Below are 12,284 nucleotides of genomic sequence, written 5' to 3'. Positions count from 1 at the left end.
CGCTTGTGTCTTTATCTGGTTGCCCCTGATTTGAATTCTATACACACCCTAATATATTAAAACTTTTTTTTATTTATATTGATGTTTTAATAAAGTTAAAAACACTCTTAACCTAGTGCTTAAAGGAGCTGGTTTGAATATTCGTAACGTATCAATTTTCTTTTGCGTTTTGTTGACTGCTTGTCAAGTTACAACCTCTCCTTCGAAAGACATGAAAGTAGCAAAGGACTATTCTCAAAGTACTATGCCTTTAGTTCATTACTCTTCTACTAGTGGTCAGGGTTTATTTTATACTTACCCTTTCAATTTTTCCGATCTCAATGAGAGTGAAATTTTACAAGGTGTAAATGTACAGCTTAAATACGAAAATGAATGTATTTATTTCCAGTATGGCCCACACAAAGCCGTACCGCTGCTACCATACGGGGTTTCGAGCTGGGATAAAAAGAATCAGACTTTAAAATATTTTAATGTCATTTACCAAGTAGGCGATACTATAAGCGCTGGAGGGACTCTAACTTCTAAAGATAATCCTAACGGCTATATTCTAAAAGGCTTAAAAACCACACCTTCAGATAAGTGCAACCTGGATAAGATCTTAGTTTTATTTGGATTGCCAGATGGAAGAGCGTTGCATGATAAATAGTTCTAATTCATAGATTATAAATGATCATTTTAATTTAACTTGAAGTTTATACCATTAATCAAGCCTATCTATTGCGTCGTTTTTTAATCCAAATTTGGCTATCGCACCCTGCCAGACAACCAAATAACAGGGCTAGACCGTTTGCCGTCTTTTAAGCCAGCGAGGAACGCGCGTGGTCGTGCCATTGACCACTGCATTTAACAACGCCGCCAGCAAAATCAGTGTCACGCCCAGATATTGAATCCAAGACAAAGCTTGATGTAGCAGTATCATTGCCAGCGCAATCGCCGTCAACGGCTCAAAAATCGTAAACACAGATGCACGAGAGGCAGGCAATTTCTCCAGCGCTTTCATATACAGGCCAAAGGGCACAACCGTACCCAAGAGCGACAGCCCAAGCACATAACCCCAAGTCGATAATGGCAGGGTAAGTAGCTGCGTGTATGTCTGATACGTCTCAGGCAGTAATAGAAGTCCGCCCGCGCTGATGACCACAGAGGTAAAAAACACCAACGGGGCAGGGTGCGCGTCATGCATCGCGCGCTTACCGAGCACGCCGTATAAGGAGTAGCACATCCCTGATGCTAAGCCGAGCAAAATACCCCAATTGACCTCTGCTTGCTCACCCAGCATCGTCAGCCCAACCCCAAACACTGCCATGAATGCCAGCGCGATAGATTTGCGCGTGATGGACTCACTGAGCAAAAACTTTGAGAATAGCAGGCTAAACACGGGCGCGGTATAAAGCAAAGCCACCGCAGGGCCCGCGCCAACATAACTGACAGCAAAAAAATAGCAGACGGTCATACCGAGCACGCCGACTATCGACTGCATCGCCAAGCCAAACCACTGTCTGGCGCTCAGCTTCATCAGCTGCGGCCATAGGGTCGGTAACATGGCCAGCACAATCACTGCCGCCGTCACGATGCGTAATATTGTGACTTGCCAACCACTAAAGCCCATTTGATTGAGGTAGGTTGAGAATATCCCAAGTGTCCCCCAGCAGGTCGCTGCGGTGATGATTTGGACAATGCCTATCCATGACTGATGCGCGGGTATCGCCGCTGTGCTCTCGAGATTTGCCATACTGAGTTCTTCTTACGATCTAAATGACATTGAGGGTTGCCTGAGCGTCTGTGATGTAAGCGCGCCAAACCATACTGCAATAAGAAAAGACAACCTGTTAAGGGTTGTCTTTTGTTTGTTGTTTTATTCTATCATTAAAAGATCGTAAATCGCTACTAGGATGTGGTGTAAATTTAATCGATTGTCATTTGAAATAGAAAGCGTGGCTAGAAAGCGTGGCTAGATAGTAGCACTTACACCTGCAATAAAAAATTACTCAGCAACCGCTTAGCACCTTCGGTAGCAAAGGATTCAGGGTGAAATTGTACGCCTTGAATTGGATAGTCTTTGTGTCTGACGCCCATGATTTCGTCACCGCTCAGCGCCGATTTGTCAAAGTCCAGCGCGCCATTGTCCGCATTGGCAACGACCGAGGTAATCTGCAAGCAGTCGGGCAGGGTATCGGCTTTGACCACCAGTGAGTGATAGCGCATGATCTCAAGCGCTTGGGGCAAGCCGTGATAGATACCTTTACCATCATGGCGAATCGATGAGACCTTACCGTGCATCGGGATATGCGCGCGTATCACATCGCCGCCGAATACATGCGCGATGCCCTGCATACCGAGGCAGACGCCGAGCAGTGGGACGGTCTTGCCCAGCGTCTCAATGACATCAGCGCAAATACCAAAATAAGCAGGATCATCAGGGGAACCAGGACCAGGTGAGATAATGATTCTATCCAGATTCATCGCTTCTACCTCTGCAAGGGTCAGCTCATTATTGCGCTTTACGGTGACGCGGCTCTGTGTTTCATCGCCCAATGTTTGCAAAATCTCGCCGACATACTGGTAGAGGTTGAAGGTAAACGAGTCGTAGTTATCAATAATTAACACATTCATGGTGTATAAACTCTTTTGTAAAAATATAACTGGGTAAAATAGTGTCAGCTGGCGATGATGCTTAGTATGAATTATGCTGTCATAAAGCTGTCGAGCACCACTTTCATTGCTGATAGTTTGCGCTGAATCTCCAAATACTCATCCGCTGGGTTTGAGTCATAGACGTTGCCGCCGCAGGTCTGCGCGTAGGCCGACTCGCCATTGATAAACAGGCTGCGAATCGGAATAGCAAAGATGCAATCGCCATTAAAATTAAATGAGCCGAGTGCACCGCCATACGCGCCGCGACCATCTGGCTCAAGCTCATTAATCACCTTAATAGCTTCTACTTTAGGAGCGCCTGAGAGCGTACCCGCAGGGAAGTTGCTTGCAAGCGCGCTGAACATATCTTCGTCAGGGTGCAAGATACCAACGATCTCTGAGGAGATATGCTGTACGTGTGAGAAGCGTTTGATATCCATGAGGCTACGCACTTTTACCGTGCCAAATCGTGCCACGCGGCCGATATCGTTGCGATGCAAATCAACCAGCATATTGTGCTCGGCAATTTCTTTATCATCGTTGAGCAGCGCCCGTGCCAACTTGCGGTCTTCTGCCACATCGACGCCGCGCTTGGCTGTGCCTGCCAGTGGATAGGTTTCCATCTCGCCTTGACGCAAGCGAAACAGTAGCTCAGGCGATGCGCCAATGATGCATTGCTGCGCAAACTTCATAAAATACATGTGCGGTGAAGGATTCACCGCGCGTAGTTTTTCATAAATCGGCATCTTGTCGCCAGCAATGCGATATTTGGACTTAAAGCCTACTTCACATTGAAAAATACGCCCTGAGATGATGTCCTCTTTAACCTGCATCACCACATTGGCATGTTCTTCTTGGCTCATACCATCGCCCAAGAATTCGACTGTGGGTGCTTCGTAGCTAGGCGTTGGCTCATCAAGTAGGGCTTTGATTTGCTCAATGCGATTGTCTTGTTGCGCGGTCGGGTAATAAAAATAAAAGATCTCGCCCGTCATTTTATCGAGCGTCAAGCCGTCCAAATAGACGCCAAATTTAAATGGCTCAAAGTCGTCACTGGCTTTGGCCGTCAGGCTTGGCTCAAAGAAATTGACGCAGTCATAACCCAAGTAGCCAACGAGACCACCACTTTGATCGCGCGCGATGACGTGCTGCGGCGTTATCTCGCGTAATAGCTGATACGGATTGTCCGTGTGATACTGTGTCGTTTCAGCGGTTTTATTATCGGTAATAGCGAGCGTATGACGATCAAGCGCAGCGATGGTCATCACAGGGTCAAAACCAATGGCATGATGGCGTGAGATGTGACTGTCTTCGCCCAAAGATTCGAGCAAATAACAGGTATCAAACACGCGCTCGATACGTTTGAATAACGCAAAAAAATCAATATCCTGTGTGAGCTTGATGCGCTGCGGTTTACTTGGGATATCAATCGGCGCAGGCTGGGTCTGTGCGGGCGTAATAGCGGTCATAACGGCGTCCAAAATGGTTCAAATATGGGTCAGTGATTTTATAAAAGGGTAGAGAGTATGGTTGTTAATCGTTTAAGCGTGCTGGCGATGCGTGGCAAGGAGGGCGCTCACATCATGGTTTTGCATGGCTCTAGCACCGCGTGAGACAGTCGCAATACCCACGCCCAGTTGCTCTGAGATTTCACGCTGCGTGATACCTCGATCAAGCAAGTCAAAGATACGAATGCGGTTAGCAATGTCGTGCTGCTCTTTATCCGTCAGCAGGGCACTGAGTAGCTTTTCAATCTCTGCGCTATCAGTACAGTTTGCCAGATGACTCAGTAAGCTGTGATAAGGGTCAGTACTCATAAATTATCGTCTTATAATCAGTCGTCTTAATCAAAAACAGTCAGGATAACCATGAAGCTCTCGGCTTGTATCAGCATTCTAGTACAGTAGTACAAGAAATACAAGTGATGAGCTAAGTTAATAACAGGCTGCTATAGAAGCGATGATTTTTAAGCTTTGTTTATATAGATTCAACTCGTGGTTAGCATCATATTCGATAGCATGTTTATAGTTAATACCAAGCGTTGCTGCGTTGTATTGCTACGTCCACTTGGCGTACTAAGTACTAGAATTGAGAATGTATGATATTAATTATTGCCAAATTGTTAATACTTAGTTATTATGCCTCTCTTTATTTAAACGCTAATCATTATCATTAGCATTAATAGTGTTATTTGCACGATATGATTGAGTGTTTTTAAGGTGTTGAATCTTCTGATAGGCGCTATTTTCAGGACTATTCTATGACAGGTTTTACAAATAATTCTAATTTTTGACAGTAAAAGTGAGTAAATGTGTTATGCGCGAAGTAAAGTTATCTAGCAGATTGACTGTGCTATCTATGGGTGTAGCAGCGGTATTGTGTGCACAAGCGGCCAGTGCTGCAACGGCAGCAGATATGCCAAATACGACGTTGCAAACGATTACCGTGACAGCAAATAGCTCTGTCCGCGATAGTGTACAAGAGGACTCTGTCTATATAGATGACTATACGCCAGCAGCTCAAGCAAGCCATCTGAGCGATTTTCTGGACGTCGTACCGGGGGTAAGCGTAGGCGGTACGTCATCGGTCAACCAGCGCATTCGTATTCGCGGTCTTGAAGACAGCAACCTAAAAGTCACCGTCGATGGCGCGCGCCAAGAGGGCAAGCTGTTCTATCATATGGGCGATATCACCATTGATCCTGACTTGCTAAAACAAGCGGATGTGGCGGTAGGCAATAACTCAGTGACGCTCGGTAATGATGCCTTAGGCGGCGCGGTCGCGTTTGAAACGGTAGATGCTGCAGATTTATTAAAGCCCGGTCAAAAGATTGGTGCCAAGCTAAAAGCCGGTTATGCCAGTAATAATGATGAGCTATTGACGTCAGCCACCGTTTTTGGCGCACCGTCTGATAATGTGGATTTATTGGCGTATTATGGCAAGCGTGATACCAGCTCAGGTGAAGACGGTGAAGGCCGTGAGTTGTTTGAAGACAGTGAGAGCGAGAGCTTCTTATTAAAAGCCGGTGCTTATGTTGGTGATGACCATCATGTCGGTGCAAGCTTTAGCCGTACTGATAAAGAAGGGGTTTTTCCATTCCGCCCAGACTTTCCGAGTCGCTCTGAGCCACCGATTCCGCAACAGGTGAAGCGCGATACTTATACGCTCGATCATAACTTTAATCCAGCAAACTCACTCATTGACGTTGATACCACCGTTTATCAAACCGAAACGCAAATTTTACGTGATAATGGTATTGAGGCTGTTTCAGGGTATGATTGGGATGCAAAAGTAAAAACCACAGGTGTTAAGATTGAAAACACCAGTGTGATTGATGCAGCCTCAGGACGCCATAAATTGATCGCAGGGGTAGAACATTATAAAAAGCAGTCAGACTTTTATAGCGCTGAAGACCGAACAACAAAACTGCCGGTATCAGGAAAAGACAGCGCCAAAAACACCTCAGTGTATCTAGAAGACCAATGGCAAATGGGCAAACTGACGCTGACGCCAGGCGTGCGTTATGACCGTTACGAGGCACCAGAATTTATTGCTGGTGGTAAAACGTATGACAATGTCGTCGGTGCGCTAGCAGCCAGCTACGAGATTGCGCCACGTACGCAAGTGTTTGCTAGCTATACCCAGTTATTTAACGGCCCAGACTTGAGCCAAACGATTTTTAATCGAGATGGTGCTGGCACAGTGGTTAACAACGACCTAAAAGCAGAAGAGGGTGATAACGCTGAAGTGGGTGTCGTAACCACCTTGCGTGATCTCACTACGGCTAATGATTCGCTACAACTAAGCGGTAAATACTTTGAAACCAATATCGAAAACTATATTGAGTTCGTACGTGCAGGTGGCAGGAGAACTGGTATGAATTGTACCACTGGGCAACTAGGTACAAGTGCTGCCCCTGAAGCCTGCCAAGGTGTCATTAATAATGACGAAGATTTTAAGATCAAAGGCGTAGAGTTATCAGCCGATTATCGAGCAGATAACTTTAACATGGGTCTAAGCTATGCTCGTGCGCGTAGCAAAGGCGAAGATACGGGTTACAATATCTCTTCTGTCAGCGGCAGTGGCTCAGAGTCTGGTGACAAGTACATGGTCAATCTTGGTTACGCGCCAACCAGCACCACCGAGCTTGGCTGGCGCAGTACTTATGTCGCCGATGTGACACCAAATACCGCTGGTGATGACAACGAAAAACCAGGCTATGACGTGCATGATATCTTTATGACTTATGCACCAACTCAAATCGAAGGTCTAAAGGCCACGCTAGGTGTTTACAATATCTTTGATGAGACTTATGCAAGTCATGCATCGCGCAACTCTATCGATGATGCCTATACTGATTTTGAGATGGGACGTAATATCAAAACGTCTTTAACGTATCAGTTCTAATATAGTTTATAGTTTATCTGGTTTGAGTCTAATCGTACTTATAGAGTCAGCTGTCTGTACATGGGAGCTGGCTTTTTATTGTCTACTGGCTTTTGGATTGGCTATAGCAGCAATGACGCTAACGGATAAATACCTACCCAAACAACATATAATAAAGAACCAAGACCCATGATTACATTCAATCCTCGTCAAGCCTGCTTGTGGATTCACCGTTATACTGGGCTTGCTATGGCAGCCTTTTTGATCCTTGCCAGTCTCACGGGTGCGCTGCTCGCTTTTCATCATGAGCTTGATGATGTGTTTAATCACAAGCTGGCCAGTATCGAGGCACAAAACACGCCGATACAATCTGTCGCTGCGCTGCATGATAGTGTGATCCGTACCTATCCGCAGTATGGTTTTTCAAGTTTGCCGACGACCATTGAGGCGGGCAAGTCAGCGGTGTTTTCGGTAGACAGATGGCGCGGCGGCAAGCCTACCACGCCTGAGCCTTCTTTTAATGAGGTTTATGTCAACCCTTATACCGGCGCGATTATCGGTACGCGTGATAAGGAGGCATGGGCATGGCATAACACCATGTGGAAGGTGTTTTGGCTGCATCGTGATTTATTGCTGGGCAATATTGGTAAATGGCTTTTGGGCATCGTCTCCTTGGTATGGACGATTAATTGTTTTATTGGATTCTATCTGACCTTTCCGCGTGCTACCAAAAAACGCGCTTCGATGTCATTAACCAAGAAAAAACGCGCCTCGTTGTTTAAGCGCTGGCTTCCTGCATGGAAAATTCGCACTAAGACCAATACCTTTAAGCTCAATTATGATGTGCATCATGCGTTTGGTCTGTGGCTATGGGGGATGCTGTTTGTCATCGCGTGGTCAAGCGTTGGGTTCAATCTAAAAGCCGTCTATCAACCTGTGATGCAGGCAGTGGTCGGACTGACGCCAAGAGAAAGAGGGCGACCGCCAACCAAGCCTGAACCGAATAAAACAGTAGAAAATCAGGGTAGGGCAGATCAGTCTATAAACTCAAATACGACTGTTAACGATAGCCGCAATACAGCGGATGCCATTGCTCAAGCAGTCAATAAGAGCAACAGCATTGCCTATCTGAGTGCCCAAGCCGATATTGCGGCGCGGCAGAATGGCACGGCTGTACAGCAGTTATTGGGTATCCGCTGGGTTGCAGAGGACGAGCAATGGCAAATGCGTTTCAAAACAGATAGAGATATTGGTACACACAGCGGTGCGTCATCCATTACGGTTGATGCTGCCACAGGAGAGGTTGCGCGCGTTCATTTTGGTTATCAAAGCGGTTTTGGTAACAAAGTAGACCAATGGCTGTCCACCTTGCATATGGGACATATCAGTCAAGGTTGGAGCCATCGACTGTATCAAGCATTTTTGGCAATGATTGGACTGGCAGTTGCGGTGCTATCAGGGACAGGTGTGTATCTATGGTGGAAAGGCCGACAGCAGCGTTTAAAGGCATTGCAAAAGGGCCGATGATATATTTATATTCTTAGGGTATGGTTTTCATTTAGATCATTATTTACTAAATGAAAACCATATCCTAGTTATCACTTTAAGAACAAAAATATGTCGTATGCTATGCAAACAGTGAAAATGAAGCACGCAAACTTTTCACCTAGCATGACCCACCTATGCCAACTATTATTTTCATCGTAGTTTTTTGTATAATCTACAGAAGAAATATCTTGAGTAAAATCCATAGGAATAATCACTAATCTTAGAACATATAAAGTTATTCCTAACCAAAAAAAGGTATCTGACACCTCTTTATGTAAAGCATAATAAATGAACAGGCAAAAACTTATTACTAAAATGAGTAGAGATAAGTTTTTGTAGTTTATCCATCGACTGTTTAATAGCGCTTTATGCATCGATAATTTCTTCTGTTGCTTGCGAAATACTGTACTTAAACCGTATCCACAATCACAGGACGACCTTGATGATTGAGCACAGTGACATCGACATTGTATAAATCTTTCATCGTTTCTTGGGTAATGACATCAGCAGGGTGACCAACCGCGGTCACTTCTCCTGCTTTCATCGTCACCACCGTGTCGGCAAACTGCGCCGCTTGGTTGATATCATGTAGCACGATGACCACGGTTTTTTGCTGGCTGCGGCTAAGCGTGCGCAGCTCACGCATGAGTCGACCAGCATGGTACATATCAAGGTTGTTGAGCGGCTCATCCAGTAGCAAATACGGCGTGTCTTGACAGACGATCATTGCAATCAGCACCCGCTGGCGTTGACCCCCTGAAAGGGTGGATAAAAATCGACCCGCGAGTGGCTCCAGCTCAAATCGTTCAAGGATTGATTGCACTTTTTGCTGATCGTCTACGGTTGGCTGTCCTTGATGATACGGATAGCGACCAAACATCAACAGCTCATGCACGCGCAGGCGTCCTTGCACATGATTGTCTTGTCCGAGCATCGCGACCGTCTTGGCCAGTGTGCGCGCCTCACACTGCACAATGTCATGCTCACCAAAACTCACCTGCCCAGATTGCAGTGGCTGCAAGCGTGCCATGACCGAGAACAGCGTCGACTTACCCGCACCGTTGGGGCCAATCAACGCAATCACTTGCGCATCTGGCAAGGACAGCGTGATGTCATGCAAGATCTGTTGTTTGCCAATATGATGAGAGATATTATTCAGATGAATCATAAAGTGTCTTATTTTTAAAAGTGTGACCTAAACTGTGCTCAATGTTGTAATAAAAACTATGATAAAAGCTATGATCGAGGCTGTGATAAAAGGGAGTTCAACGATCTATTAGGACATACGGCGCTGAGACATAAATATTAGCGCTAAAAACACGAGGCCGCCTGCAAGCTCAATCACCACGGACAACACGCCTGCCATATCCAGCAGCTGCTCAAAGACGGTCTGACCGAGTACCAGACAGATCATCGCAACCAAACTGACCAATATCAGCCGCTCGCTATGATACATATGCCGCGCCATACGATTGGTCAATGCGCAAACCAGCAGACCAAAAAAGGTCACTGGGCCGACCAACGCCGTTGCAGTGGCGACCAGCACGGCAATGATGGTTAGTAGGCCAAATGCCAAGCGCTGATAATGGATACCAAGGTTGATGGCTTGCGCTTTACCCAGCATAAGCACGTCGCACTGATAACGTAAGCGCCAGACAAATACCGCCGTGATGGCGCAGATAAATAGGCTAATGCCCAGTAGCTGAGGATTGATAGTGTTGAATTGTGCGTAGCTGGCAGATTGTACGACGACAAAATCATCAGGGTTAATCAGCCGTGCAATGAGCGCTGATAAGCTGCGAAACAGCACGCCAAAGATCACCCCGACCAGTATCAGGCGCGTCAAATCCTGACTGCTTTTAGAAAACAGTAGCTTAAACAACAACAAAGACGCACCAAACATCAAGACCAGCTCAAGGGTGAACTTGGCAATAGGATCAAGACTGGTAAAGCTAATCGCGCCCAAAAAGAACAACAGTAAGCTTTGTAGCAAAACATAGAGGGAATCAAACCCGAGTAGGGAGGGCGTCAAAATCGGATTGTGCGTCAAGGTCTGGAACAGTAAGGTGGATACCCCAATCGCATAACCCACCACCATCAACGCCAGTAACTTTTTGCCCCGTAGCGGTAGCGCAAAATCCCAATAACCATTGACATTGAGCGTCAAAAACAAAACCATCGAGATGAGCAGAACAATAGCTGCAATAGATTTTGGATGATTGGCTATCCATGCCCAAAACTGTGCAAAGCGACTGTGAACAGCAGAGGTTGCAGGCCGGTTGCCTGCTGCAGATGCGCTGTTTGATGCGCTACTGGTGTTGATAGCACGGGCCTTTGTGGCAATAAGCTTAGTCGGTGAGAACATAAATAAATCCTATGATGCCAAACTTATCTACTCAAGCAAAAAATGAACGGCGGTAAATGAATGGTTAATCGATGCTCGCTGGCTATTTTATTATTGAGCCTTCTTACTTAATCTTACTGTTCAACAGGCGCGCGCAATAACAGCCATAAAAACAGCACTGTACCGACCACACCAAAGACGGTGGCAACAGGTACTTCAAATGGATAGCGAATCGAGCGCCCAATAATATCGCAGAGCAAGACGGCTGAAGCGCCCAGTAGCGCGACTGCAGGCAAACTGCGTCTGAGCTTATCCCCCATGATGCGGCTGACGATATTGGGCACGACGAGGCCAATAAAAGGAATCATGCCAACGGTCACCACGACCACAGCACTCATCATCGCCACCATCCCCACACCAATCCACGTCACTTGGCGTTTACTAATGCCTAAATTCAGCGCGATATTGTCGCCCAGACCGATGATGGTGAGCTTATCAGCGATGATATAGGCGAGCACACATAGACCACCCGTGAGCCACAGCAATTCATAACGCCCTGCTAACACGCCTGAAAAATCGCCAAACTGCCACACGCTCAGCATCTGTAACGACTCGGTTTGATAGGCAATAAAGGTGGTGATCGCCTCAATGATGCCGCCAAACACAATACCAATCAGCGGAATCATCAAAAAATCCGTCGGCGGAATACGATGAATCAGCAGCATAAAGAGCATCATACCCAGCATGGCTGCAATGGTCGCCACGCCCATTTTTACAATGAGCGCGCTGGCAGGAAACAGCAGGCTGACCACCAACAGGCCAAGTGCCGCGCTTTGGGTCGCACCGACCATGGACGGCTCGACAAAGCGGTTTTTGAGTACCACCTGTATGATCATTCCTGCCACTGCCATCGCAATGCCAGTCAAAACAATCGCAACGGTACGTGGAATACGGCTCACCAGTAGGAGTGCGCTATCAGCGTTGGCGCTATGGCTAATGATACTTTGTAAAATACCTGACCACGAAAAGTCAGCCACGCCAATCGACAAGCTCAGCGCCACCAAAAACACCATCACTATAAGGCTTGCGGTATTTATGAGCCATGGCGGTATTGCTGCAGTACGCGTACGCTGATTAGCGCCGATGCGTCGTTGCCAGTTTGAGGCTGGTAGAGACGTATTGGCTTTGGGGCTGGCATGAGTGCGGTGTGAAAATAATGACATAACCTCAACTGGCATAAAGTGAGCAGGGATAAATGGAATCAGGTTTGCCCGTATAGTGGATTCTTTATAAAAAGATACAGCGAGATTTAATGGTATCTTAGATTAACACACCAAGTGCAACGCTAATTAATATTATAGAACGCCTGCAT

10 protein-coding genes are annotated in these 12,284 nt (G+C 46.4%); 3 read left to right on the top strand and 7 right to left on the bottom strand.

Annotated elements, in window-relative coordinates; genetic code table 11:
- Nucleotides 1–133: 133 nt before the first annotated feature.
- On the top strand, nucleotides 134–646 hold the full coding sequence (locus tag L0G63_RS12015) for a hypothetical protein (RefSeq protein WP_152978606.1): 513 nt from the start codon (nucleotides 134–136) through the stop codon (nucleotides 644–646).
- A gap of 132 nt (nucleotides 647–778) precedes the next feature.
- Here L0G63_RS12015 and L0G63_RS12010 read toward each other — a convergent pair whose 3' ends face one another.
- From L0G63_RS12010 to L0G63_RS11995, 4 genes are all read right to left on the bottom strand, one after another.
- Nucleotides 779–1,732, bottom strand: coding sequence for a DMT family transporter (locus L0G63_RS12010; RefSeq protein ID WP_301450873.1), 954 nt, complete (start codon nucleotides 1,730–1,732; stop codon nucleotides 779–781).
- Between the two features lie 233 nt (nucleotides 1,733–1,965).
- Nucleotides 1,966–2,613: an aminodeoxychorismate/anthranilate synthase component II gene (locus tag L0G63_RS12005; RefSeq protein WP_301450872.1), complete on the bottom strand. Its 648-nt coding sequence runs from the start codon at nucleotides 2,611–2,613 to the stop codon at nucleotides 1,966–1,968.
- 71 nt (nucleotides 2,614–2,684) lie between these two features.
- On the bottom strand, nucleotides 2,685–4,103 hold the full coding sequence (locus L0G63_RS12000; protein WP_301450871.1) for an anthranilate synthase component I family protein: 1,419 nt from the start codon (nucleotides 4,101–4,103) through the stop codon (nucleotides 2,685–2,687).
- Nucleotides 4,104–4,175: 72 nt separating this feature from the next.
- Nucleotides 4,176–4,451: a Trp family transcriptional regulator gene (locus tag L0G63_RS11995; protein ID WP_301450870.1), complete on the bottom strand. Its 276-nt coding sequence runs from the start codon at nucleotides 4,449–4,451 to the stop codon at nucleotides 4,176–4,178.
- Nucleotides 4,452–4,950: 499 nt separating this feature from the next.
- Between L0G63_RS11995 and L0G63_RS11990 the strand changes: the two genes are divergently transcribed.
- Together L0G63_RS11990 and L0G63_RS11985 are read left to right on the top strand one after the other, a co-directional pair.
- Nucleotides 4,951–7,041 carry a TonB-dependent receptor gene (locus L0G63_RS11990; protein ID WP_301450869.1) on the top strand — a complete coding sequence of 697 codons (2,091 nt, stop codon included), beginning with the start codon at nucleotides 4,951–4,953 and terminating at the stop codon, nucleotides 7,039–7,041.
- A gap of 168 nt (nucleotides 7,042–7,209) precedes the next feature.
- The gene (locus tag L0G63_RS11985; protein WP_301450868.1) at nucleotides 7,210–8,547 is read left to right on the top strand and encodes a PepSY domain-containing protein; all 1,338 of its coding nucleotides are present in this window, start codon (nucleotides 7,210–7,212) and stop codon (nucleotides 8,545–8,547) included.
- A gap of 430 nt (nucleotides 8,548–8,977) precedes the next feature.
- Here the strand turns inward: L0G63_RS11985 and L0G63_RS11980 are convergent, their stop codons facing one another.
- The 3 genes from L0G63_RS11980 to L0G63_RS11970 form a co-directional block, all read right to left on the bottom strand.
- Nucleotides 8,978–9,736, bottom strand: coding sequence for an ABC transporter ATP-binding protein (locus L0G63_RS11980; RefSeq protein WP_301450867.1), 759 nt, complete (start codon nucleotides 9,734–9,736; stop codon nucleotides 8,978–8,980).
- Nucleotides 9,737–9,844: 108 nt separating this feature from the next.
- Nucleotides 9,845–10,933 (bottom strand): iron chelate uptake ABC transporter family permease subunit, encoded by a 1,089-nt coding sequence (locus tag L0G63_RS11975; RefSeq protein WP_301450866.1) that lies wholly within the window; start codon nucleotides 10,931–10,933, stop codon nucleotides 9,845–9,847.
- A gap of 113 nt (nucleotides 10,934–11,046) precedes the next feature.
- On the bottom strand, nucleotides 11,047–12,135 hold the full coding sequence (locus tag L0G63_RS11970; RefSeq protein ID WP_301450865.1) for an ABC transporter permease: 1,089 nt from the start codon (nucleotides 12,133–12,135) through the stop codon (nucleotides 11,047–11,049).
- Nucleotides 12,136–12,284: the final 149 nt, after the last annotated feature.

Origin of the sequence: Psychrobacter sp., assembly GCF_030454045.1 — a bacterium.
Classification (GTDB): domain Bacteria; phylum Pseudomonadota; class Gammaproteobacteria; order Pseudomonadales; family Moraxellaceae; genus Psychrobacter.
Note: the sequence above shows the minus strand (reverse complement) of the source record. Positions and strands in the feature narration are given on the sequence as shown.

Bases quoted from the DNA above. Each gene is read 5' to 3' on its own strand.
- L0G63_RS11985 (WP_301450868.1), top strand. From the start codon at position 7,210: ATGATTACATTCAATCCTCGTCAAGCCTGCTTGTGGATTCACCGTTAT.
- L0G63_RS11970 (WP_301450865.1), bottom strand. From the start codon at position 12,135: ATGTCATTATTTTCACACCGCACTCATGCCAGCCCCAAAGCCAATACG.
- L0G63_RS11995 (WP_301450870.1), bottom strand. From the start codon at position 4,451: ATGAGTACTGACCCTTATCACAGCTTACTGAGTCATCTGGCAAACTGT.
- L0G63_RS12010 (WP_301450873.1), bottom strand. From the start codon at position 1,732: ATGGCAAATCTCGAGAGCACAGCGGCGATACCCGCGCATCAGTCATGG.
- L0G63_RS12005 (WP_301450872.1), bottom strand. From the start codon at position 2,613: ATGAATGTGTTAATTATTGATAACTACGACTCGTTTACCTTCAACCTC.
- L0G63_RS11975 (WP_301450866.1), bottom strand. From the start codon at position 10,933: ATGTTCTCACCGACTAAGCTTATTGCCACAAAGGCCCGTGCTATCAAC.
- L0G63_RS11990 (WP_301450869.1), top strand. From the start codon at position 4,951: ATGCGCGAAGTAAAGTTATCTAGCAGATTGACTGTGCTATCTATGGGT.
- L0G63_RS12000 (WP_301450871.1), bottom strand. From the start codon at position 4,103: ATGACCGCTATTACGCCCGCACAGACCCAGCCTGCGCCGATTGATATC.
- L0G63_RS11980 (WP_301450867.1), bottom strand. From the start codon at position 9,736: ATGATTCATCTGAATAATATCTCTCATCATATTGGCAAACAACAGATC.